Source organism: Vibrio lamellibrachiae, from assembly GCF_050337265.1.
In the GTDB taxonomy this organism is placed as follows: Bacteria; Pseudomonadota; Gammaproteobacteria; order Enterobacterales; family Vibrionaceae; genus Vibrio; species Vibrio kyushuensis.
In genome coordinates this window covers 405,571-431,962 of the sequence record NZ_JAKJSU010000007.1, presented here as the reverse complement: position 1 = coordinate 431,962, position 26,392 = coordinate 405,571, and the positions used below count along the sequence as shown (strand labels likewise).

Annotated in this window: 12 protein-coding genes; 5 read left to right on the top strand and 7 right to left on the bottom strand. The window is 42.1% G+C overall.

What is annotated here, in order from left to right; genetic code table 11:
• Positions 1-98: 98 nt before the first annotated feature.
• From L4C54_RS13250 to L4C54_RS13220, 7 genes are all read right to left on the bottom strand, one after another.
• Positions 99-1,202, bottom strand: a complete 1,104-nt coding sequence (locus L4C54_RS13250) for an ABC transporter ATP-binding protein (RefSeq protein WP_428808565.1) — start codon at positions 1,200-1,202, stop codon at positions 99-101.
• 4 nt (positions 1,203-1,206) lie between these two features.
• Positions 1,207-2,055 (bottom strand): carbohydrate ABC transporter permease, encoded by an 849-nt coding sequence (locus L4C54_RS13245; RefSeq protein ID WP_428800577.1) that lies wholly within the window; start codon positions 2,053-2,055, stop codon positions 1,207-1,209.
• A complete protein-coding gene (locus L4C54_RS13240; RefSeq protein WP_428800576.1) occupies positions 2,052-2,975 on the bottom strand; it encodes a carbohydrate ABC transporter permease in 924 nt (307 codons plus the stop codon). Before L4C54_RS13240 ends, L4C54_RS13245 begins: the two co-directional genes overlap by 4 nt.
• A 66-nt stretch (positions 2,976-3,041) precedes the next feature.
• Positions 3,042-4,298 carry an ABC transporter substrate-binding protein gene (locus tag L4C54_RS13235; RefSeq protein WP_428808564.1) on the bottom strand — a complete coding sequence of 419 codons (1,257 nt, stop codon included), beginning with the start codon at positions 4,296-4,298 and terminating at the stop codon, positions 3,042-3,044.
• A 158-nt stretch (positions 4,299-4,456) separates the two neighbouring features.
• Complete coding sequence (locus tag L4C54_RS13230; protein WP_428808563.1) at positions 4,457-5,863, bottom strand: ATP-binding protein; 1,407 nt, start codon at positions 5,861-5,863, stop codon at positions 4,457-4,459.
• 90 nt (positions 5,864-5,953) lie between these two features.
• Positions 5,954-6,727 (bottom strand): response regulator, encoded by a 774-nt coding sequence (locus L4C54_RS13225; RefSeq protein ID WP_428808562.1) that lies wholly within the window; start codon positions 6,725-6,727, stop codon positions 5,954-5,956.
• Positions 6,728-7,316: 589 nt separating this feature from the next.
• Positions 7,317-8,219: a hypothetical protein gene (locus L4C54_RS13220; protein WP_428808587.1), complete on the bottom strand. Its 903-nt coding sequence runs from the start codon at positions 8,217-8,219 to the stop codon at positions 7,317-7,319.
• Between the two features lie 937 nt (positions 8,220-9,156).
• Between L4C54_RS13220 and L4C54_RS13215 the strand changes: the two genes are divergently transcribed.
• The 5 genes from L4C54_RS13215 (at position 9,157) to L4C54_RS13195 (ending at position 26,385) form a co-directional block, all read left to right on the top strand.
• Positions 9,157-19,941 (top strand): DUF11 domain-containing protein, encoded by a 10,785-nt coding sequence (locus L4C54_RS13215; RefSeq protein ID WP_428808586.1) that lies wholly within the window; start codon positions 9,157-9,159, stop codon positions 19,939-19,941.
• 68 nt (positions 19,942-20,009) lie between these two features.
• A complete protein-coding gene (locus tag L4C54_RS13210; RefSeq protein WP_428808585.1) occupies positions 20,010-23,489 on the top strand; it encodes a hypothetical protein in 3,480 nt (1,159 codons plus the stop codon).
• 12 nt (positions 23,490-23,501) lie between these two features.
• A complete protein-coding gene (locus L4C54_RS13205) occupies positions 23,502-24,404 on the top strand; it encodes an OmpA family protein (protein ID WP_428808561.1) in 903 nt (300 codons plus the stop codon).
• Positions 24,405-24,494: 90 nt separating this feature from the next.
• Positions 24,495-25,373, top strand: a complete 879-nt coding sequence (locus L4C54_RS13200; RefSeq protein ID WP_428808560.1) for a mechanosensitive ion channel family protein — start codon at positions 24,495-24,497, stop codon at positions 25,371-25,373.
• A 739-nt stretch (positions 25,374-26,112) separates the two neighbouring features.
• Entirely contained in the window at positions 26,113-26,385 is a 273-nt protein-coding gene (locus L4C54_RS13195) for a hypothetical protein (protein WP_428808559.1), read from the top strand.
• Positions 26,386-26,392: the final 7 nt, after the last annotated feature.

Below are 26,392 nucleotides of genomic sequence, written 5' to 3'. Positions count from 1 at the left end.
ACCCCGAACCTCATCGTAACCAGTAGCATATAGGTACACCACACGGTATATCACTTATGTACCAAACAGAGCAGGTTCCATTCATCAAAAGATAGCGCCTAAATGATCCTTTCTTCCGTCTCAGGGTCAAACAGAATCGCTTTACTCAGGTCAACACTTAATGTAACGACATCGCCATGAGAAAGTGTGTTACTTGGGTGAACTCTTGCCGTCACTTCCTTTTCGTTCCAATTGGTTAAAATCAATGTATCAGCTCCTGTTGGTTCAACCACCTCTATTCTAGATTTCAAAATGAGTGAGCTGTCATTGGAGTCAGCCAGAGTGATTTGCTCTGGACGTAAACCCAGAACAACTGTTTTGTTGAGATATTTGCTTAGATTACTTTCGTCTTTCATTGGTAATACGTACGTCTGTCCAGCATTGGTTTGGACTTCTAGTCCATACTCCAATGTGTCTTTACGGATTAAAGTACAACGTAGAAAATTCATGGCTGGCGAGCCCATAAACCCGGCGACAAAAAGATTCACAGGATTATTGTAAATTTCATCGGGAGAACCTAATTGTAGGAGTTTTCCATCTTTGATCACTGCAATTCGATCTGCCAATGTCATTGCTTCAATTTGATCATGAGTGACATAAACAATCGTACTATTGACTCGTTGATGGAGCTTTTTAATTTCAGTTCTCATTTGAACTCGTAATTTGGCATCAAGATTACTCAATGGTTCGTCGAACAAAAATATTTTTGGTTCGCGAGCTAAAGCACGCCCCATCGCAACACGTTGACGTTGACCGCCTGAGAGCGCGGCGGGCTTTCTGTCTAACAGGTGCTCTATTTTTAACATGTTTGATACACGGTGGACTTCTTTGTTTATTTGTTGTTTTGGCACCTTTCGAATTTCCAAGGCAAACGCAATGTTTTGATAGACCGTCATGCTTGGATATAGAGCGTAAGATTGGAAAACCATGGCTATATCGCGATCTTTTGGCGGTAGGTTAGTGACATCCCGACCTCCTATTTCAATATGCCCTTGAGAAATGTCGTCAAGCCCAGCGATACTGTTCATCAAAGTCGATTTGCCACAACCCGATGGACCAATTAGAACGAGAAACTCACCGCTGTTTATTTTAATGTTGATATCTTGCAAGGCCTGAAAGCTGCCGTAATTTTTTGAAACGCCATTGATGTGTAATTCAGACATGTGTTTATCCCTTAACTGCGCCCGCGACTAAGCCGCGTAAAAAGTATTTTCCTGAGACGATATAGACAATGATTGTGGGTAACGCGGCGATCATGGCGGCTGCCATGTCTACATTGTATTCCTTCACTCCTGTACTCGTGTTTACCAAGTTGTTCAATGCAACCGTGATGGGTTGAGAAGTGGGTCCGGAATAAATAACGCCGAACAAAAAGTCATTCCAAATATTCGTGAACTCCCAAATGACCGTGACAATAATTATTGGAGCCGAAATAGGCAGAACAATTCTATAAAAAGTTTGAAAAAAACCTGCGCCATCCAGCTTAGCTGCTGAGATCAGCTCTGTTGGAATACCGACGTAGTAGTTTCTATAGAACAGGGTGGTGAAAGGTACGCCATAAACAGTGTGTACTAGTATTAATCCCGGTAAAGAGTTAGCCAGCCCTAAAAATCCCAATGTTTGCGCCATCGGTAATAGTACGGCCTGAAAGGGGATAAAACAGCCCAGTAGCATGAAAGCAAAGAAAACCTCACTGCCTCTAAATCGCCATTTCGCTAAAATATAACCGTTGATTGCACCAATTGCCGACGCCAAAAACACGGCGGGAACGGTGATTAAGAACGAGTTGATGAAATAACTTTTTACTCCTTCACAGTTTAATCCGGTACACGCTTCCCCCCATGCTTTTATCCAAGGTTCAATCGTTGGTGACTCGGGTGGCATGATTAAGTTACCTGAGCGTATCTCACCAAGATCCTTGAAAGATGAAAACAGCATGACGATCAGTGGAAGTAAGAAATAGACGGCAAACAAAACAAGCACTGAATATATAACGACTCGATGAAACTGTTTCATTTTTTACTCCTTAGCTCACTGTAGAGATATGGAATTAACAAAGCTAAAAAGCCCATTAGAGTAATAATGGCGCTCGCTGTACCAACACCTATTTGGCTGCGTGCGAATGTGTAGGTGTACATGAATGTGGCAGGTAAGTCGCTTGAATAGCCGGGGCCGCCAGACGTCAGTGCCATCACTAAATCAAAGCTCTTAATGGCTAGGTGCGAAAGAATAATAAAGCTACTAAAAAAAATTGGGCGCATTAACGGCATAATGATCTTCCAATATATCGTGGGTAGATTTGCTCCATCTATTTGAGCGGCCTTGATAATGGAACTATCGACACTTCTAAGCCCAGCAAGCATAAGCGCCATAACAAACCCTGCTGATTGCCAGACCGCAGCAATGACGACGGTATAAATCACCAAATCTGGGTTGGTAAGCCAACTAAACTCAAAACTGGTGAATCCGAGTGATTGTACAATCGATTCAATACCAACCTCTGGGTTCAATATCCACTTCCAAGCCGTACCGGTCACGATTAAAGATAACGCCATCGGGTACAGGTAGATGGTTCTCAATACCCCTTCCATTCTGATTTTTTGGTCGAGAAAGATAGCCAGCAGCGTGCCGACTACGATGGCGATTACGATAAACATGACGCCAAAAATGATGAGGTTTTGATAGGCCGTTTGCCAACGGTCTAGCCCAAATAGTTTTTCATAGTTATCGAAACCGACAAAGTCATACCGTGGTAACATTTTTGACTTTGTAAATGACAGCACGGCTGTCCAAATGATAAAGCCATAAACAAATACAACGGTGAGTAAAACGGAAGGTGCGAGTAGCAACTTGGGTAAAAGAATCTGCAGTTTGTCTGTAAATGAAGGTTTTAAGTTTTCACGAGACGACACCGCTTGATTGGAAAAAGCGTCCATGTTTGCTCCAGAACTAAAGAGAGGTAGTTAGATATGGGCTCTTACACCCATATCTAGCTTGTGTTTCTATGGTGCGGATTTAATTGCACTTGCAAGCTTGGTGGTCGCCTGTTTGGCAGACATACTATCCTCGTTGAAGAAACGCGTGACGACATCATAAACGGCGCCGCTAACATCAGGGGTCATCGCCATTGCGTGGGCAAAACTTGGGACTAAGTTTCCTGAACTTGACGAGTCTTTGAAGTCCTTCATCGATAGTTTTGCACAGCTATCAAAGCGTTCAATATTGACATCAGGGCGAACAGGGATTGACCCTTTTTTGAGGTTAAACTCCTCTTGGAATGTTTTTGAAACAAGTAGCTTTGAGAGGGTTTTTTGAGCTTCACTGTTTTTTGGATTTTGGTTGTTGAACATCATAAATGCATCAACGTTAAAGGTGAAAGAATCGACAGTTCCTGGCACCGCTGCGCAAATGTAATCTTTACCCGGCTGTTTTCCTGCAGCGGTAAATTCGCCTTTCGCCCAGTCTCCCATGATTTGAACAGCGGCTTTACCTTCAATTATTTGAGCTGTTGCCAGATTCCAATCACGACCTGGCATGCCTTTGTCCATGTAGGATTTTAGCTGACGGAAACGTTCAAATGTCTTGGTCATTTCAGGAGAGTTGATTGCAGAATCATCAAGTTCGACAAAGGCTTTCTTATACCATTTGGCCCCTCCTGTTCCTAACGCGATTTGTTCAAATACCGTTGCGTCTTGCCAGTCTTGGCCACCGTGCGAGAACCCAATATATCCTGCGCTACTAGCATTATCTAGAAATGCGATGAAATCATCCCAATTGGTTGGCACTTCGCCTTTATTGACTTCGTCTAGAATGCTCTTGTTGATCCACATCCAGTTAATTCGGTGAACATTGACTGGTGCAGCGACATAATGGCCATTGTATTTATGAATGTCTGCGACATTTTTTGGTAGCAAGTTGTCCCAATTTTCTGCTTTGGCAACAGAGTCCATATTCTCCAATACATCAAGTTCACCCCATTGCTGAATTTCTGGACCAGCAATCATGGAAGACGTTGGAGGGTTACCTGAAATCGCTCTAGACTTGAGTACGGTCATTGCTGTTTCACCACCACCACCTGCAACCGCAAAATCAGTCCAAGAGTGTCCCTCTTCATCCATCATCTCTTGAAGGACTTTTAATGCAGCGGCTTCACCACCAGATGTCCAATAGTGCAGGACTTCAACGTTACCGGCATAGGCAGTCGAACAAAGCGTAGAGAGTAGGGTGAGTTTTATTACATTTTTCTTTAATTTAGACACGGCTTTTCTCCTTATTATGGGAAAGCTGAGACTATAGATTGTGTAACAACACAATAGAACAACTGTCAGCGGGTATCCCTTCGTGTAGGTTCCTTTTGTTTCGCCTCTACTTTGGTGTCTAATCACTCAATAGTCATGTTAAATAAAGTAACGTTTTCTTAACTTTCCTTAACAATTGGTTGCAGTCGGTTTTGAATGGCTTTCTTGTCGAGGTAGATTGTGGCCACTAAACCTTGTTCTTCATGGTTTCGCAATCTTAGCTCCCCACCTAAACTTCTAATGGCATTTCGCGCAATCCCTAACCCTAAACCTGTTCCACCTGTATTGTTGTTGCGAGAGGTTTCTAAGCGTACAAATGCGGTAAAAATCCTCTCTAGCTGATGATCGGGTATGCCTTGGCCAAAATCTCTAACACTGATAATAGCGGCATCATCGGTGTCTTTTATCGATATTTCACACCTTTTCCCATAAAAAATAGCGTTTTCAACGATGTTTGATAGCGCTCTTTTTAGAGTAAGAGGGCGAGTATCGATGGCCACGCTGGCGACGTTAAGTTGAATGAAATCTTTCGATTGTTGTAAATCACTACAAATATCATTCAACAATAATTGCAAATCTATACACTGAACGGGTTCGTGATTATTTCCTTTTTTTAGTGCTTCGATTGAGTGCAGAACCATCTGTTCAATTGCTTCAATGTCTTTGAATAAACGGTGCTTATGATGTTCTTCACTGAGCATTTCTGAACGTAGCTTTAATCGGGTAATTGGGGTTTTTAGATCATGTGAAAGAGCCCTTACAAGTTGCTCGCGTTCATCAATATGCTCTTGTATTTTTTCTTGCATACTATTGAAAGCGGTGGCGGTTGCCTTAAATTCCAATGAGCCTTTGATTGGAATAGGGGAGTGATGCATATCTTGGCTTAACCCTAATGCTGCTTGTTTGAGATATTTGAGCGGAAGGGTTTGTTGCCGAACGACAAAGTAGCCAATGACAATAACGCCCAGTAACATCATAGACAGGTAAGTGATCTCGTGGGTACTTAGAAATGGCCGCTCTTGCATGAAGTTCGCTACAGGCAGGTTCGTAGCGATGTAGAGCCATTCATGCTGGTTTAAGTGAATTTGAGCGATGACCACGGGGGGAGAAAGCGGCTCCATCAATAGCCGCCCAGACCATCGTTTTGGCAAGTCTGATAATAACGTATCTTGTGTGTGTACTTTTAGGTCACTAGGTCTAGAAAATTGGATTCGAGTGTCGTAATTGGGTAGTTCACGATTCAATACGGAACTGAAGTTTACTTCTGCGACACGCTTATCAGCATTTTCTTCTGTTATATTTTGTTCAATAAACTCTCGGTTCAGACTTACGTAGAACCGTGTACCGCCCATGTCACGCAGTTGGTCTAATACAATATGTCGATACCCTTTGGGCAAGGAGACAAAAAACCTTGCTGTCGAAACCATCTGGTACGCAATGTTTTTAGATACTTTATCAATGAGTTGAATGTGATCTTGATTTTCTTGAGATTTCCAAACCAGATAACTGGTGGCCTGAGTAAACATAATGCCAACGATCAGAGTTAATAATATTTTGCTCTGATGTGATTGAAAAAAGTGTATACGCCTAAAGCAAGTGAAGAGAGTCATTCGATGTTAACTCATGGTTGAGAGCAAAAAATCTCGTGCTCCAGTCTCTACATTTGCCGTAAATATATACCCGACACCTCGAATTGTTTTTATGTAGATAGGGTTTTTAGGGTTAGGCTCAATCCGATTTCTTAATCTGGAGATATGGACATCAAGGCTTCTATCTAAAGGTGAATGCTCGCGACCTTTCGTCGCATCATATAAGACATCTCTAGATAACTCTGCGTTTGGGTTTTTTAGAAACATGGAGAGTAGCGTGAAATCGTAACTTGTCATCGGATGCACTGTGCCTAGCTCATCAACCAACTCTCGAGCTTCCTGATCGAGTATCCAATTTCCGAATTTCAAGGCGTACAGTGTTGATGGTAGAGGTAGGTTTTGTTCCGTATGGTTTGCTTGCGCTGTTTTATTGTAACGACGCAAAATGGCTTTAATTCTTGCGAGGAGTTCTCGTGGGTTAAACGGTTTGGATACGTAATCATCAGCCCCCATTTCTAAACCGATGATTCGATTAATGTCATCACCTGTTGCTGTGAGCATCAAAATTGGAATATCACTATTCACCGTTAACCTGCGACAAATCGAAAACCCATCTTCTCCAGGTAACATTAGATCGAGGATGACCAGGTCAATCGCTTGATATTGAAGGATTTGATCAAGCTTTGTCGAATCTTCCGCTGTTTTAACGTTGTAGCCATTATCACCTAGATAATCAGTTAAAAGCCCGCGAATATCAGCATCATCGTCAACGACGACAATTGTGTGATTTTTGCTTTCCATAGCGACTGTCCCTTGTACAACTTTTTTTATGCTTTAAGAAATGAGTTGTCCAATTCCTAGCAAAGCAATTTCCAATGTTGAGTGAGTCTAAAATTCATTGCGTTACTTATCATTGAAGCACAACACATTTCTACTTTAGTCGTACATTAAAAAACAACGCAATTGCATCTTTGAGAATTAGTCGAGGCAAGTTCTGCTACGTTAGTGTATTAATTGGCAATAGATCTAATCCAAAAATCTGTAAATTCTCTGCAATTATCTAATACGTCGTGTGACTTAGAATTGCGGACCATAGTTTTAGGGAGCTTAACTATTTCGCAGTAGCAAACGTTAACTGAAATCTATCCATCGGCTAAAACTCGTTTTCTCTAGAACTGTTGCGGTCGGTACTATATGGCACGAAAGTGTTTTGCTTTGTGTTGGCGAGATCACTGCAGGGAATTTATTGTCCAACTTCGATTAAGAACCAAGGCTGAATCGTTCCTGTTCCAAAAATGGCGAATATTTCTTCGCCATTTTCAATTTCATATACGGATAACTGTTTTACCGCTACAGCTCATATTTAGAAACTCTTAATGCCCATAGGTAGCTAGATATTTTGAAAAAGAACCTCTAAACGCAGAGTGAATTTTGCTTCTTCGTAGCGTTCAATCTCTTCTTCCTTGAACCAATTATATTCGGGTTTCAACTCGTAGAACAGCCATGGTCGTAAAAAGCTCTGTCGATATGTGGCTGACAGGTGAGTGTTGCTAATGTAGTGATAAGGTCGGTTCGTTCCGGTCGTACTAGCTTGATAGCTCATCGCTTGATCATCGGAGATAAATTGGTACAGCGTTACGCCACTGCCAAGCTCCCATCCTTTTATATCATCTTCATAAATAGCAAAATTTGACCAACGAAATAGATATTTTTTGCTTATTGAATGGTCAATATCAATCTCGGTTTTTTCGCCAGTGATGCGTTTTTTTTGATAAATCCGCTGAGTTAGTGTTGCGGTGGTATCTATCGTTATAGGGTATGTGTAACGAAAGCGGGCTTCTATTCCTGGTTTTGCTGTAAGTTTGATATTAAAGCTCTGCCTCGTCTTTTGTATCCAGTCGTATCGTAGACCTAGTGTACTTTCGGCATCTTCTTTTGTATTTGGAAATAGTTCAAATACATCACCTTCTTCGTCAGTTTCGAAGACAAGTTTCAATCGATGCGTTACTTGAGGCAGGTGTAGTCGTGCTTTAAAACGAGTTTTAAATTGGTAACCCTCATTTTCAACCCAAGAGAAATCGTTGTACCAACGTACAATGGTTCCTGCTCTTGCATCCCCATCTGTACGCTCATCGACAAAGAAATCATCGAACCACACAGCAGGTTGGCATAACTTTGTGTTGAGATAGTCGAAGGTTCGATCGAGTATTAGGGCGCTGTTTTGATTGCTATTACATGTGGAAGAGACTGTGTTTTCTACAGTAGTTTCAACAGCTTCAGAGGCTTGAGTGATTTCTGCAATAGGTGTGGCGCCATTTTTTACAGATGAGTGCGATTCTTCGCTACGTAAACTAGAAGAAAATAGAGAGCTGATTAGAGCAATGAATAGTATCAGATTTTGATTCGTGGACAGCAAGTAACAACCCTGTTAACAACCACTTATATCGTTAAGTGTAACAGTATTTGTAATAATTATGAATTAGCTCAATTGATAAGTGGTTTGTTCTAAGAATGAGAATCTACCGCACTAAAGTCGGCTGATTTGATTAAAGTGACAGCACTTAAAGGAACTGTTCGCTTGACACTGGCGTTTGTTGTTATCTTTGTTGCAAAAAGTAAGTGCTACAGCTGTTAAATAATTGATTTAGCGTTATGATTTGCAAATCATTATCTGCATTCTATTGGTCGTAGTTATGTGCTGCGTGGTAATTTAATGTTGCTTTACATGTTGAAATATTTTGACACACTTGTGACATTGGAATGAGGATGGAGAGCATAATGGCGCGTTTTGATTCTGTTCTACGAGTGAGCACGGGTGTTTCTTCAAACTAAAGCGACCCATCACTGTGAATCTATTACATGTTTTAGTTCAATTTAGTTGGATAGTTAAGGTTATATTGTTAATGAACTCAATTAGAAATCATCTTTCGGCATTCATTTTTCTTCTTTTTAGTGCTCTCTCTTTTCAAGCTCTAGCCGCTAGTCATGATATCGATGTTACCGTTTCGCCACTGTCAGGTGAATATGAAAATGGCCAGACGATCTCCTATGACATCAAAGTCAAAAATAAAACCCAAAAGACCATTAGCGCGGTTTCAATTCAAGAAGCAATTTGGGATACGGTTAGTACAACTCTAAGTGGTACGAGTAAAGCGTTCACTCAAGTTAGCATTACCGATTCTCATTCGTGGGGATCGAATGCTGGCAGCTACACAAGCAATAACAGTAATTTGGTCGTTAGCGATGCCAAATTATTCCCTTTAGGGAGGCTTACCTATCACGTTGACGCAACGGTTGCTGACGACATTGTTGGTGATATCGAGACCGGAAAAACGATCGTTGAGGCATCAATCGACGGTACTAACGAAGTATTCACTCCTGTAACTGGGGCTACCTTCAAACCAGTACCTTATCAATACGATTTAGAACTGAGTGTTGATAAATCAGAGTATCTAATTAATAAAACTCTAACCTATACGTTAAAACTCACTAATACCGGGAACCATAAGGTTCAGCACTTAAATATTGAGCAGCCCTTTGCTTCATTGAAGGCGTTAAGTCTTTCTGGAAGCTCGATCAATGCGTTCAGTTCTGTTGCTATCTCTGACAGTACGTCAGGCGAGGGAAGTAATGCTGGTAATTACTCGCAATCTGGGGATCTACAAGTCAATGACGCTGCAATTGGCAAGAGCGGATCTATTACCTATACAATTGTCGCGAAAGTTGCTGATGGGTTAGTCGGGGATATTGTTACCCAAGCGACGTCAAATACTAAAGAGGGTGATGTATCCAGTGTCGAGCTGACAACACCTCCGGCCAAGCCGCATTTAGAGATCACCCATGAAATCAATTCAAACAACCCATACCTTGTTAATCAAGATCGCGTATTTACGGTTGTCGCTCGTAATAGTGGTCAAGGTATCGCTCATGATTATCATGTAAAACAGAACGTTGCGCAGTTAATTACAAATAATGGCCTAGCGAATGATTTGCAAGCTCACTTTGATCACAGCGATCTTTCTGGGCAACCATTTAGCTCATGGAAAGTAAAAGTTAGTTCAATAGGAGCTAACTCATTATCACAATATAGAGATCTTGGTGAACAAGCTGACGTTGATGTTAATGATGGTGTCTCCATTTATCCGGGCGAATCGATAACCTATGAAATAACCGCTACATTGTCTCCTGTCACTATTGGCGATTTGAATGGTTTTAATGCAGCTATAGAAGATGCATCAGGAAGCGTGGTGGTCGACGCGCAAATCAGTGAGTCGTTGATTGCAGAACAAGTGCTCTATTTTCCTGATCCAAATATAAAAGTCACTAAAACAACCAAAGCCTCTGAGTACATCCCTGGTCAAACGGTTGAATATGACATCAAAGTTAAGAATAGTTCAGCAAAGTATTTTGCCAATAACTTGCAGATTATTGACGATTTAACCTGTGTTCAAACCGAGCAAGCGGCAGGAGCAGGGCTTGGGCAAGCGTTTTCACAGTGGAAGTTGGAAGTAGTTAGTGGTGAGGATGATCAAGGTACTGATCCAGGACTGTTTAATTACAATAATTGGATGACCTCATCGGTGACGTTGTCACCTGATGTTGCGCCGGGTAAAGAGGTGCACTACAAATTAACGGCACAAGTGAATGAATCCAGCGTTGGCTTGATTGTCGATAACCGCCCATCTTGTAATGATGATATTGGCGAAGACGGTTCTGGCGTTCAAATGCCAGAAGATAACTTAAGAGCAAGTAAGATAGTTGATTCACGTTACTACTCTTCCGGCCAAACCCTCACTTATACGATCCAAATTAATAACGATGGTGACGGTTTTGCCGATCAAGTTTCAGTATTAGATGATTTAAAAACTGTAAAGACGCAAGGTGTGAGCGGGAAAGAAGTTGACGCCTTCAGTAGCTGGGAAATAACAGCTGTAGCAAAGCAAGATGATGGTAGTGTTTCAACTGCTTCTAACACGGGTATCTCCGGTTCAATTAGTAGCCCAGACATTCTCGACGTGAAAGCAACCATCGCCCCACATTCTTATCTTATATACACCATAGTGGCGCAAACAAACCCACTTGCTAATGGGCATATCAAAAATAGCGTCACTGTAGATGATACCGTGTACGCAGACACAGGCTCCGACCCGTATGACTTTGATATTGAATTAGATAAACAAGTTAAAGTTGGATCCTCGGGTAGCTTCCATCATGACGGCAGCCGTTACTCGAAGTTAGACGATAGCGTCATGTATAAAATCAATGTGGTTAATCGAGCGGGTAATGGTTACGCAACCAATGTTCACATTAAAGATGAAATTGCATCAATTGAAGCCGATCTGTTAGAGCCAAACAACAAATCAAAGCGTGTATTCAGTTCGTGGACCATAACTGCCGAGATTGTTTCGGATAACCCAGATCTCAATGGTAACGACAAATTTACAGATGTAGGTACGTTTAGTGATAATGCCGACTTAGATACCACGGCTCAAATTCCTCCGAATGTGAAGGTTGTTTATACCATTGTCGGCCAATTAGATCGTTCGGTGAGTAATGAAATACTCTATAACTCGTTTACCAATACTGTAGATGTACGGACCCCAGATTCAGACAGCCAAACCTCAGTGACAGATAGCGTTACGGTTTCACCGAAAGATCCAGATGTTGTTGTCGTCAAAACCTCGAAAGAGGATAAATTTGTACCGGGGCAACACGTGACGTTTGACATCATGGTCTATAACCGTGGTGCAGGGTATGCCAATGAAGTAAAAGTAAAAGATGACATCGTTGGCATGAATGCTTTCGAGAGTTGGACGATCACGCCTAAAACAGACAGTAATAACACGACTTACAAAACAGGCAGCTATGCTGGGAATTCGTCAGGCTACCCTAGCAATGGGAATATCAATGCTAGTATTGATATTGACCCTAAAACTAGTGACGGTTTAGGCTATGTAGGCTTTACGATTAATGGTTTAGTGAAGAATGATTACGTTAAAGATGAAATATCTAATACGGTTGAGATCCATGATCCCGTAAACAACCTTGATCAATCCTCGACGGCTGAGATTGGTGATAGTAGCGGTTCGAAATTAAATGTATCTATCTTAAAAACAGCCGACAGAACTCGTTTTACACCGGGCGATGAAGTCACCTATTTCATTACTCTATTGAACAATAGTTCAGTAAGAGCAGACAGCTTGAATGTATTTGATCCGCTCAATGAAATTGACGCCACTTTGGCTAACCCAAAAGATAACCACTTTGCTGATTACCCGGATCAATCTCCGTTTGAAAGTTGGCAGTTCGATTATGGAGATGGTAATTGGCATGACGGCAATGGTAAGGACTTTGTATTTCCGTTAGCAAGGGCCGGTGGTTCGTTTAGTTTAGAACCCAATGAAGAACGCACCTTTAAGATCAAAGCCAAGATCAAAGACAATGTTGTTTCACATATCTTAGCGAACGATGCTTATGTCTATCGCGATAAAGGTCTGGCAACCCAAGAAGACCATGTTTCTCATCATGAAATGGAGCGAGTTGGTTCTGGATCATCTGCCGTTAGAAAGCTGTATGTAAACGGTACTGAGTCACAAAAATATGCACCGGGAGATACGTTAAAATATACTGTTAAAGTCTCCTCTCAAGTCGGGTATTTCAATAACCACGCTGTATCTGAAAATATTAAAGGTATTAGTGTTCTTTTGATGGATGGAACTAACGCGAACCCATTCGATAATACGTTTACTGTCGATGTCATGAAAGAGGATGACAATGGCGGAGACGGGACAACAGACGGCACGCTAGATGGTGTGGTAGCAGATAATGAAAACATCAATACCATCATTGATGTAGCGGGTGGCGATTACGTTCTTTATACCGTTGAAGGTGTCGTTAGAGATGATGCCGTAGGTGATATCAACATTGGTGGTATTGTTGTCAAGCCGTTTGATTATCACCTAACGTTCACAAAAACCGTCGATCAGAAAAACTATGAGCCGGGTCAGCCATTGACTTATAAGCTTACAATTAAAAATGATGCTAAGGGTAACGCCTACAATATTCCAATTGTTGATGAGCTATCGAAAATTACCGTTGATCTTCTCGATGGAAATAAAGGGCCTGCGTTTGATACTGGTTGGACGATTTCAACGGAAGTTGTTGGTGGAAATACCGCTGCGGAAATAGATCTCGACGGTACACTCGCAGACAATAAAGACATCAATACTCACTTCTCTATACCGGGTAAAGAGACGATTGTTTATACCGTGACGGGCAATGTTAACCCGCAAGCGGTAGGTAACGTTACTAACCTACTACTGGTTGATGGCAATACGGTCAGTGCCGAGTCGAAGCCAAATACCGAAAAATTCACTTTTGAAAAACATGTCACACGCTATTTTGATCAAGATGGTGTCACTGAACTGACAGGCGGCTATACACCGGGCGGCTATATCGAGTATCAAATTGATCTGGTCAATAAGAACAATGTTCACCTTAAAGATGTACGGATTGTTGATGCGATTGATAAGTTAGAAACGGACTATTTTGATGGTACTAAAGGTGCTGCTTTTTCTGAGTGGACAATAGAGACACAGACTGACAGTAGTGGCTACAGTGATGCTGGCACAGTAAAGCCAAATACGAGGATAAATACTGAATTTGATCTCTCTGCACCATCGTTCACAACCGATGGCAATGCCTACGTTCGCTACATCATTAAAGCGAAAATAGCTGAGCAAGCGGTTGGTGAAATTAAGAATACGGCCTTGGTGAATGATCGTCATACCTTGGTGTCAGAACGTTCTAGAATGTTTCAACCAGAGGTTAAGTTCTCACACCATGCATACACGAATGCGCTGAAGACCGACATTAAATCGTCTTATAATCATACGCCAAGCGAACAACCCGTTGTTTATCGAATTCGCATTGATAACAAAGGTATGGGGACAGAGTATTCAGCGTCGTTGACTGATGAATTATCGAAGTTAAAAGTGAAACTCGCGCAGCAAGCCTTGGGCGATTCTGATAGTAATAAAGCAGCTGTTTACGAGCCAAAAACTTGGAATATAGCAGTAACTAAATCTAGTGAACTTGTTACTCAGGTCGGCGGATTCACCGGAGGGATGAATACTGATATCAATATTCCAGAGTTATCTATTGCAGCTGGTGGTTGGATTGAGCTGACCGTTGATACAGAAATACGTAATGACAGTCTAACTAACATCAAATCTACGGCAACATACAAAGGTTCAATTTCTCCTAAAGGGGAAGCGAAGATTGTCGTCGAACCTTCCAAATTGAAGGTAACCAAAGAGATTGTTTCGATAGGTGGACGAGCTTACTCATCTGGTGATACATACAAGCCAGGTGAAGAGGTAATCTATCGACTAACGGTTAATAACACTGAACCTGTTTGGTATGACAATGCCCTAATTACCGATAAGCTATCTGATATTAAAGTAGAAGTACTTGGTGGTGGTCAAGAGACTGCGTTTACTTCTACAGAGATCACTCATGTTCTTTCTGGCGGTTTGGGTGCTGATTTTATTACCTATATTCCAAACTATTCACCTTTAGGTGATCTTAATATCCACCTAGATATGGCACCGAAAGCGAAGATTGTATTCACTATTAAAGGCCAAATCAGACCTGACGCACTAGGTACTATTGATGCCAACTTCGCCACTGGTGGGCATTATTATGATGAGACTAATGTTATTCCTCCTGTTGAGCCTAACTTAGTGTTTGAAAAATGGGTAACCAACACCACAGCAGACAGTAGTAAGTGCCGATTCCCTTCTACCAGCGGTAATGGTTGTCAATACAACCCCAATGGTGAGGTTACCTACAATATTCTGGTTAAAAACACCGGTGAAGGCATTGCGAATGATGCAAATATTGTCGATAAACTCACCAGTATAAATACGTCTAACGGTGAACGTGCATTTACCTCAAATACGACGTCTATATTACAGCAGCCACCGTCAGATCGTTTTTCTATATCAGGTAACTATCAAGGAACGAAACCGCTCGATGCGACTTTTGATTTAATGCCAAATGACGAAGTACTGTTCCAACTAAGCGGAACGGTCAATGGGGATGCTGCTGGAACAATCACTAACGTTGCTAAATTGAAAATCGAAGGCTTTACTGATCAACAGTCAAATGAAGTCATACTAGGCCAAGGTGATGCGGGTATTCTAGCCGCTAAAACAACAGATACGCCTACCTATGTTCCAGGTGGAGAGGTTCGCTACACCCTGTATATTGCCAACAAATCAGATTCAAATGCTGATGTATTGATTGAAGATGCAATCTCTAAGTTCATGGTCGAAACCGCTGATGGCTCAATGCAAACCGCACTAGAAAGTTGGACGGTAACATCTGAGTTTATTTCTAATGCTGGCGCAGCACATAATGACATTACTGCCATTCAAACAACGGGTGATATTAATGCAACTGTGGGTATCGGCGCCGCTGAAGCTGAGCCTACGGTATTGGAGATATTGATTGTTGGTAAAGTGCGTGCAGATGCTGTTGGTAAGTTTGGCAATACCATGTATGTCGATAAGAAGCAGTTCGACCTTAAAGAGCACTTTATCTATCCAGAACAAGGAGAACTAACGCTTACTAAGTCAGCATCGCTATCACCAAATACTTATGCTCCGGGTGATGTCATTGGCTTTGACATTGAAGTGAAAAATGAAGGATTAGGTTACGTTCAAAATGTCACTATTTCCGATATTGCTAAAGAGATTACAGCTGAAATAGTCGGTGGTGGTACGGGCCAAGTATTCAACAATTGGGAGGCAGCAACCAGCAGCGTATCGATTGTGGACTCAGGCAGTAGTCAAACTTACATGAACAGTGAAACAGCGCTAGATGCAGCTGATGGTTTTGTTGGGAGCTACACCATTGCCCCGAGCAGTTCAGTTAAAATACACCTAGAAGGGAAAGTTGCACCGAACGTTATTGGTGTTATTGAAAATACCGCCACGCTTGAAGCGACAAATAATGAAAAGCTAACAGCCAATGCGATATACGATCCAATTGATGCTGATGTAACGCTTTCTAAAGTGGTTGATATCACCGAGTACAATGCTGGCGATACGCTGACTTACACCCTGACCATCGCCAATACAACACGTGCTTGGGCGTCTGATGTGCATGTTCAAGATTTTGTGTCGCAAATAGAAGCAGAATCAATCTCTGGCTCAACCATTACAGTGTTTGAATCAGGCTCTATTGATATCACGGCATTATCTTCAACGGGGGATTCGATTCTTCCTACCTCAGTTGGCGATAACATTGATTCACTTATCCAAATTGCACCAGAGGATGTCATCACCGTGACTATCTCTGGTAAGTTAAAAGCAGAGATCATTGGCGATGTTATCAATAAAGCGACGCTAGAGTTTGATGGCAAACCGATAGAAGCTGAAGCGATCAGTGTTGCAGTTATTCCAAAAATAGAGATCACCAAAAACTACATTGAAGAGTATTACAAACTAGGTAGACCTGCGGGTTATACCATAACAGTCAGCAACCAAAGTGGCGCATTTGCTAATGATATTCAGCTAGTCGATATGATTTCAACATTGATGGTAGAAACAACAGAAGCAGCTTCCGATAAAGCTTTTTCTACTTGGTCTGTTGCTTACAAAGCGAATGATAAACTGACGGTTGTTGATGCGCCGAAGCTGACTCATAACAAAGACATCGATACAAATATCGATTTAGCGCCTCACAGTAAGGTGAGATTTGTGGTGGAAGGTCGCCTCAACCCACTGGCTATTGGTGAGATAGAGAACACCGCCACTGTAAGTTTTGATGGGCGTGACAAAGAGAGCAGTGCAGTACTTAAGCCGAGCGATCCAGAAATTAGCGTCACCAAAGTTGCTGATAGGGAGTTCTATCAAGCGGGGGATGTTGCACGCTTTACTGTTACCGTTAGTAATAATGGCGATGGATTTGCAAACGATGTGGCGGTGAAAGATCTGCTTAATGATATGCAGGTGGAACTGGTTGACGGCACACGAGTGACAGCGTTTGAACAGTGGCGAGTGACTACTACGCCGTCCGATTCTCTAAGCTCGATAGCCACGCTGCCATCTGGCACAAACCCAGATATTGATACACTTGTGGATCTTGCGCCACACAGTACGGTTGAATTCCTAATCGAGGGCAGAGTACAACCTTTAGCAAGCAGCGATATATTTAACAAAGTGAAGGTGGGTTATGGCACTCAACCAGAGCTAGTTGCTGATGCGATCATTAAGAACAAACCCGTCTCATTAACCCTAGAGAAGTTTGTTGGCGAGAGCGGCACTGATACTGAAATGATGTACGAACCCGGTAAGCCTGCTACTTACAGAGTGGTTCTGAAAAACCAAAATGAGTCGTTTGTTGGTGGTATTGGGCTAAAAGACATTGTCTCAGGGCTGAAGGTCACCACGGTGAATGGTACTCAAGAGAAGGCGTTCAGTGCTTGGGATATAAAGGTTAATAAGGGAAACAGCTTAACAACGGTGACTCCTGACCCAAGTGGCCTAAACAAAGACGTTGATGCGATTGTAAATCTCGCGCCAAATGACACTCTAGAGCTTGTTATTACAGGTATGGTTAATGAGTACGCAAACGGGCAAATTGATAATAAAGCCAGCATGACGGTAAACACTCGCTCGCAACACGTAACCGCAACGGCAAGCCTATTGCCTGAACCTGATAACGTCGTGATCACCAAAACTGCCGATAGCCCAATCTATGTCGCTGGTGAAGAGGCTACCTTTAGAATCAAACTGTTTAACGACAGCAAGGGCTTTGCGAATGATATCGTCGTGAAAGACGTAATGTCGCAAATCAAAGTACCAACTAGACCAAACGATATCTCTGGCGAACGTGAAGTAATTCAAGCCTTTACTAGTTGGACCGTAGAAGCTAAAAGCGGCGACCCACGAACTCAAATGGACGCACACAGCTATGGCGCTAATCAAGATATAGAAATTGGCGTTGATATCGCACCAAATGATACTGCAGAGCTGATCATTACTGGTGTTGTTGATCCTCGTGCAATGGGTGAAATCGTTAATACAGCCTATAAATTTGATGAAGTAGCTAAACAAAGTAATGCAAGCCCTTCAACAAACAAAGCCAAATCGACCTCAAGTGCATCACCACAAGGAGCGTCTGTTGAAGTAGTCAGTGCGATGATTGTCCCAGAAGCGGTTATGTTCAATATTGATAAGACCACAACCAAAGGTGAGAACGCACAATACACCAATGATGATGAAGAGCTGACTTACGTACTAAACGTTGGAAACGAGGGTTCGGCGTTGATTTCTGGAGTTAGCATGGTGGATGAAATCACCAAGTTAACGGGTGCTAATGGAAACATGCTATTCACTGAGTGGACGATTGAAATCAGAGAGTTCCCGAGCAATGTTGTGACTAAATTAGACCCGAGTAAAGACCTATTGCTGCCAGGTTCCGGTTTGTCTTTTGATTTGCAACCGTACCTAGGAAATCGTTATGAAATCACCATCAATGGTAAGCTAAACAAAGGGCTAGATGATGACATTACCAATATCTTCACAGTAACTGATCCAGCGACTGGTCAGTCAGCGTCTGATGACGTCACGATTCATGTGAAGAAATTTTCTGATAACGAAGGAGATCTGATTGTCACCAAGCAAGCGTTGAAAGAAGAAGCGCAAGTGGGTGATGTGATTGAGTACGAGGTCATTATTCAAAACAATAATGAGTCCGAATTTAAAGGCGTCAAGCTCGTCGATCGTTACCCTGCAGGCTTTGAATACGTTGAAGGCTCTACAGAAATGACGAAAAGTGGACTTGATGGAGAGTTCGATACTGGTGATGATGACTTATCAACTAGTGATCCTGCAGTGACCAACGACTTAGTCTTCAATGTGGGCGAAATGCAAGTTGACCTTAAGGGCGAGCAGATCGTCCAAGAGCAAGTACGCATTCGATACTTGCTTCGAGTGAGTGTGGGGGCAACATTTGGCAAGTATGTGAATACCGCCGTAGCTAAGTCTCCTCCTGAAGGGGAAAGCACCGGAGTACTACAAGTACGCTCGGCAACGGCGAGTGCCATTGTTGAAATCACACCAGATAAAGTCTTCGATACCGCTTCTATCATCGGTAAGGTTTTTGAAGATCACAATGAAGATGGTTTCCAAGCAGACGCTACGGCTTATGACATAAAAGTAATCGCTAATATTGATGACGATAACTATATTGCGGGTACAACAACGGTTACTCAAAAAGAAGAAAAGTCGGTATCTGATGTTACTCATCATGTAGAGGTAGCTGTTTATGGGCATTATGACCAAGACAAAGATAACTATCAGTACATGCCGGGAATTGGCGATAAGAGTCAAGATTCGCGAACGAGCAAAATATCAAGAAAACCAACTGATGTTAAAGCGTCGAAATTGACTGAAGGTATTGAAATATCGAAATTGTTTGGTATTTCAAACAACCGAACGTTACCAGAAGGCAATACCGTTTCTATCCAATTCCAGACTAAGACTAAAGCAGGTATTTCTTTCACGGTCGAAACCGATGAAGGGACGTTCATTGAGTTTGATACTGAAGGTAATGTCGTTACGCACAATACATCAGATAAAGCTAAGGGTCTGTCTGCTGAGAACTTGGATGTCACAAGAAATCTCTTTAAAGATGGCGAGGCGTATCTATGGGAAATATTGATTGAGAATAAAGGTCTCTATGAAGATGGTATTCCGGGCGTTCGATTATTAACCGTTGAAGGTATTATCATCGAAACCGACCAATATGGTCGTTATCATGTTCCGGATCAGTGGGTATTGAATAAAAAAGGGAAGCAATTCTTAGTGAAAGTCGACACGGATTCATTGCCAACAGGCATGAAGGTCATCAGTGAAAATCCATTAGTTAAACGTGTTTCACCAAATGCACTGACTAAGTTTAATTTCAGTATTCACACTGAGCACAAGGATGAGGAGCAATGATGATTCTAACTAAGAAGACGTCGATTAAAAAGAGTCACCTCGCTCTGTGTATTCTTAGTGCGATTCCTATGCTTGTTACGGCTAAGGACACCAGTGGATTAGAAGTTATCGATTCAGACTCTATGGAGATAGAGGTCGTGGCTCATGAGCAAGAGGATAGCTCACGTATCTATCTTGAAGAGGGTGCTATTTGGGCAAGCCGTGATATCACTCGTTTTAATCCCGTGCTCGATGTCAGCATTGGTGACGAACTGGAAGTGGAAGAAGGAAAGCTGCTTGATGAAGTAAGCTTTACTATCACGACCAACTACAGCTACTACATTTCAAAATACCAGATTGAAGTTTTCCGAGGTCAAGATCGAAGCCTCTCAGAGCCACTTGCTGTATTAGAGGGTGAAGAGCTTGCAAATGATTTCGATGTTAGTTGGGATGGTGAAACCAATGTGAATTATGAATTTAATGTTGGTCAGCAATTGCAGTTTCGCTTAAAGGTTTGGGACAAAGATGGAAACCTAGACGTCACAACGGTTGGTGTTATGGACCTTGTGCGACCTGATTCTGAAGTGAGCATTGATAAAAACGTTGGTGAAGAAGAACAGGGCAGACACCTAGGTCGCGCCCAGTTAATGCGTCACAATATTCCGACCGATTCAGGTCTGGCAAAGTTCATGGGAACCGGGCTTAAAGGCGTCGATAAAGTTATTATTGGTGAAGATGAGTTCGATATCGAAGATGGCGAGTTGTACGCCGAACAGTTCTTACCTGCAGATGCCTACCTTTTCCCAACCAAAGTCATTTTTGATAATGGCGATGAGCGTCGTTACCAGCTTTACGTACGAATTCCTGACACTTACTATGCCCAAGCGGGCTTAGCCGATTTCTACGTGGGTAAAAATCGAGTCACTGGTAATACAGGGGCTTTAGGCGTTGATGATCAGTACCATGAAGATATCTATAACCAAGGTCGTATTGCCTATTTTGGGCAAGGTAAATTTGGCGATAAACTAAGAGTAACGACTCACTTTGATAGTAAAGAGGGTCAAGTAAAAGATCTCTTTAAACACCCATTTGCATCAGACAGTTCGACAGTATTTGATATCGTCGAGGATGATGATGAGCTTTACTATGGCGATTATGGGGATGGCGCGAATATACACAAAGAGGTAAACACCAAGGGTAAGGTTTACTTCGATCTGGAATACGACAAGTCTCAAGTATTGTGGGGTAACTACAATACTGGGCTGACAGGAACAGATAACAACGATTACAACCGAAGCCTTTACGGATTTAAAGCCGATTACCGCACCCGAGCAACAACTAAATATGGTGAAGATCGTCTAAATATTGTTGGATTCACCTCAGAAGCTGACACCTTATATTCCCATGATGAGTTTCTAGGTACAGGTGGTTCACTTTACTTCCTACGCCATGGTGAAGTCGTTCCCGGTAGTGACAAGGTCTTTATCAGCGTTCGTAATAAGAACAGTGGCATTGTAGAAAAAGAAGTACCTCTACAATCTGGGCGTGACTATGAGATAGATCCTTATCAAGGCCGAATCATCTTAACCAAGCCGCTCAATAACATCATTTCAGACAACTTTGGTAGTGTCATCGATGACTCACCAAGTGACGGCTACGACAACTTTTTAGCGGTAGATTACGAATACGTACCTCAAGGGAAAGACGCACGAGATGCACTCGCTTACGGTGGACGAGTCAAAGGTTGGGCGAACGATTATATTGGCCTCGGAGCATCTTACACCACTGAAGAGAAAGATAATCAAGACTACGAAGCGTACGGTACTGACATTACGCTTCGTGCTACCGAAGGCACTTACATCAAGGCCGAGTTTGCTACCAGTAAAGGTCAGCAAACTGACTCCAATTTTGTCTCCTTTGATGGCGGTTTAACGTTTGATCCAATTGGTTCAGGGCCAAATGAAGAGCGGGAAGGTGATTCAGTTCAAGTTAAAGCGGTCGCGAACCTCTACGATCTTGCACCAAATATCTTTTCTGTTGTCGGCAACGATGTAAAAGCTTGGTATAAAAATAAAGATGCAGGCTATAGCTATGCAAGCCAAAGCGACAATTTAGAGCAGGAGTCGTATGGTACAGAACTACGTTTACAAGCGACTGACCGAGTGAGTATTGCCACGCGCTATACCTCAATGTTTGAACAAGATACTGATGGCGAAGTGCAAACTGATAGTGAACAAATTGAACTAGAAGGGCAGTTTAAACTCACTGAAAATATTAAGCTCTCAGCTGCAGGTAAACAGGTTGAAGAACTTAATAATGAAGATGAAAAAGGTAAAGGTTCACTATTCGGTCTGCGGGCTGATTATGTCTGGGACAATGACACCAATGTGTACATCAAAGGGCAAACCACAGTCGATCAAACCCAAGAGTATGATGATAACGACAGTGTAAGTGTCGGTGGTGAAGTTCGTGTATTGGAAGACTTCAAACTGGGCGCGGAATACACCTCTGGCGATCGCGGAACCGCTGCTGAAGCGACAGCAACCTATGACGTGACAGACGATTATTCCACCTATGTGACGTACCTTGATGATAACTATGAAGGCAAAAACAACGTCATCGTTGGTCAACGCGCTGACTTAACGTCAAGTGTCGATTTCTATCAAGAAAATCAATTTGTTGACGAGAACAACGGTAAAGGACGGATTGACTCGTTCGGCTTTGGTTACGATATGACCGACGATGTCGATTTCGGTATCGGCTACCAACAGGGCGAAATAGAACAGCCAAGTGATGAAAATCCAGCAATTAAAGAGATTACTTATCGTCGAGCTGTATCATTTAATGCAGGCATCGACATTGACGATATAAGCCTAAAACATAAAATTGAATACCGTGTCGATAAAGGCAATGAAAACGTCGATACCGATAAGAAACGTATCGACCAAATCGTTACCACTAACCGTTATAATCAGCATTTGACGGAAGAGTACACGCTGTTTGGTAAGTACAATTACTCCAAATCACAGAATAAAGAGACTTCGGAAACACTGGCTCGCTTTATTGAAGCGTCAGTCGGTATGGCATATCGCCCAATTTATAACGATAGACTTAACCTCCTAACTCGTTACACCTATATCGTCGATTATGATCAGTTGAATCGTGACGTAGAATATTCTGATGAACAGAGTCACATCATTGAAGCTGAGGGTATTTACTCCATTGACGCACACTGGGATGTCGGGGCTAAATACGCGCATAAAGATAAAACGGAGGCGTTTGAACGAGCATCTGGTTACGAGTTGGTTGAAAGCAACATCAACCTCTATGGATTAAGTGCTTCTTACCACATTATGAAAGAGTGGGATGTAACAGGTGAATACCACTGGAAGACCGACACCTTGAACGATGAAATGGAGCACGGCGCACTACTATCATTCAATAAACACCTTTCTGATAACTTTAAAGTCGGTGTTGGTTATAACTTCTCAGGCTTTGATAGCAATTTAGCGAACGATGACGATTATGACGCGACAGGCTTCTTCTTAAACTTAGTCGGCAAGATATAAGGACATAATGCAATGAGTATAAAACCGATATTTCTAGGGTTAAGTGTTGCGGCTATTGTTTTGGCTTCAGGTTGTTCGAGCGATACATACGTGAGCAAGGAGAATATGGACAAGTTTGGCGATCCGAACGTCGAGAAGTTCTTGATCCGTGAATGTATCGTCCCTGAACGAGATATTCGTATCGCGATTGCAGAGCATTTTGATTTTGATAAGTCTGAGTTTAAACAAGAAGACCACGCAGCGATTGATCAGCTGATCGGCAGTATTAAGCACCTTCATGGGCAAATCGCTATTGTCGCGCATACCGATTATCAAGGCAGTTCTGATTACAATGAAAAGCTTTCAATGCGCCGAGCAGAAGCGGTTCAGGCGTATATGCAAACGAAATTGGATGGCACGCGCTACGATTGGGAGCTAAAACACTACGGCGAAAACAAGCCGATTGCCGAAGGTCAGACACTGGAAGCTAATGCACAAAATAGACGTGCTTATATTGTATTTGAACAGACTCAAACCCAAGAAGAAAATGCTTTCTGTGCGCCTCCAGAACCAGAGCGTAAAGTCTTTGTCGCGATGACCTCGCACTTTGACTTTGACAAATATGAGTTAAAAGAGACAGACAAAACGTCTTTAGATGAGTTCGTAGGTAACCTAACAGACTTGAATGGTCGAATTTTAGTCGCAGGGCATACGGATGCACAAGGTTCATTGAGTTATAACGAAAAACTAGCAGAGAAACGTGCCCAAGCTGTATTAGAATACTTGCAGACTCAGTTAGACCCAAGCCAGTTTGTCTGGGAAGTGAAGGCATTTGGTGAGCTTAACTTAGTCACACAAGAACAAACATTAGAAGCGAACGCGTTAAATCGTCGTGCACTGGTTGTATTCAAACAAGGTGATCTACCCTCCGAATAAGTAAGAATTATGCAGTGGTAGGTAAATTGAAAGCAGAGTAATGATACTCTGCTTTTTGTCATTTATAAATTGCTTGATAAGGAGTAGTGGGTGGAGCAGTTTTACCTCGTAATTGATTTTTTAGCAGAGCACAAGGGCTTAACCAGTGCTTTGATCTTCTTGACCATTATTATGATCCGCAGGCTTGTCTTGTCGGGCATTCGCGGTGAAGAGCTATTTCTGACAGAAGACCAACGAAAGTGGATGTCGCGCACTAAGAACGGAGCGTTTGGCATTCTGGTTATCTCCATTTTTATGCTGTGGCAATCTGAGATTGCCGAGTTTGCACTTTCAGTAACGGCGATTGCGGTGGCTATTGTTGTTGCTTCCAAAGAGATCATCCTCTGTTTTACAGGTTCAATCCAACGGGCAAGTTCACGCTCTTTTCGAATTGGCGACTGGATTGAAGTGGGTAAGATCAGCGGTGAAGTCATAGAGCACAACCTCATGGCAACGGTCATTCAAGAGATTGATTTGTACCATGGTCAATACCACTATACTGGAAAGACCGCCACACTCCCCAACAGCATGTTCTTTACCTACCCAGTAAAGAACCTCAACTTCATGAAGCGTTACGTTTATCACAGCTTTGAAATTGTGGTGAAAGACTTTGTTAACCTCTACCCAATGCTCGATGGGTTAATCTTGAAGATTGATAAACACTGTGAAGAGTTTATTGAAGTCGCTCGTCGTTACAACATCGTGATAGAAAAACATGCTGGTGTGGATTTACCAGGCTCTGAGCCGCACATACATATCACCAGTTTGCCAACAGGAGAGCAGTCTGTGCATTACATGATTTTTTGCCCAACTGAACAAGCTTCGCATTTAGAGCAGCAGATCCGTGAAGACTTCATGATTGAATATCATGCTCGCTTTAAAGATGAACGAAAAATCGAAGGTATAGAACCAACAGAGAGCAAGAGTTAATAAGTACTTAAATACGATCTGAAAACTCAGAACGGATATAAAAGGCTGCCTTTAGGTAGCCTTTTATCGTATTGGTGCTTGTAAAAGGTGTAGCAAACATTATAATCATACGGTCTGGCATTCTGTATACTGGTGTGGGAATTTAATAGATACAAAATATTTGAATACATTAGGGTTGTGGGAGATATACAAAGCGCACAGTCTTAACGATATGTGTTCAACGTCGGAGCAAATCGTTTAATGCGGCCTTCTATCTAAGGGTAGGGGTTTTCAGAATTACCTTATATTGATAACAAGGTACTTCATGAAAACCGGCTGATTCATGGATGAGTTAGTAAGTTGGCGCTTAGGGTTTTACCGTCTTGTGTCCATGCAAGACGGGTTTTCCTATTCTATTTAATCTATGTCGTGAGAAGCAAATGAACATCATTTCTCTGTTACTGGTTACAACACTGATCACATCCGTTTTTGCTGCTTTTATTCAGCTAATTTTGGAGCATCTTACTTGGATAAATCTGTAGTGACGTTCTTTATGGTTATCCCATTCATTCACAAGATTCTTTCTGTCGTTCACCGATAACGTTTTGTATTCGTGTGCTACGTATAAGATAACCGAAATCAATCGCTTGTAATGGCATTGCATATATCTATAATACGATTCGAAAATATTGATCTATTATCAAAATACGTTACCTTACTGTTGTCGTTGTTGCATATATATATGCAATAGAGGGGAAAAATGAAAAAAATTATTGTTTCAGCTTATCTATTGGTCTCTTTCTCAGCAGTGGCACAAACTACCCATGTGCTTCAGCAAGCATTTGGAGTGACTCCTCCTAAGGTTGCTTATGGCTTTAAAGAGTGCTCGACAAACCAGTATTCGAAAGGTGACTGTTATGTCGTTAGTAAAGGGGTTTTGTTTGTCTACAACGATGAGCTATCACCTTCTGCAATTAAGAAAGTGGATTTGAAAGATGGTTTCTATAGTGCTGAATACATTGATAAGTTGTAACGACTAG

Coding starts and splice junctions, on each gene's coding strand:
- L4C54_RS13245 (WP_428800577.1), bottom strand. CDS start 2,055: ATGAAACAGTTTCATCGAGTCGTTATATATTCAGTGCTTGTTTTGTTT.
- L4C54_RS13225 (WP_428808562.1), bottom strand. CDS start 6,727: ATGGAAAGCAAAAATCACACAATTGTCGTCGTTGACGATGATGCTGAT.
- L4C54_RS13250 (WP_428808565.1), bottom strand. CDS start 1,202: ATGTCTGAATTACACATCAATGGCGTTTCAAAAAATTACGGCAGCTTT.
- L4C54_RS13205 (WP_428808561.1), top strand. CDS start 23,502: ATGAGTATAAAACCGATATTTCTAGGGTTAAGTGTTGCGGCTATTGTT.
- L4C54_RS13230 (WP_428808563.1), bottom strand. CDS start 5,863: ATGTTTACTCAGGCCACCAGTTATCTGGTTTGGAAATCTCAAGAAAAT.
- L4C54_RS13240 (WP_428800576.1), bottom strand. CDS start 2,975: ATGGACGCTTTTTCCAATCAAGCGGTGTCGTCTCGTGAAAACTTAAAA.
- L4C54_RS13195 (WP_428808559.1), top strand. CDS start 26,113: ATGAAAAAAATTATTGTTTCAGCTTATCTATTGGTCTCTTTCTCAGCA.
- L4C54_RS13210 (WP_428808585.1), top strand. CDS start 20,010: ATGCTTGTTACGGCTAAGGACACCAGTGGATTAGAAGTTATCGATTCA.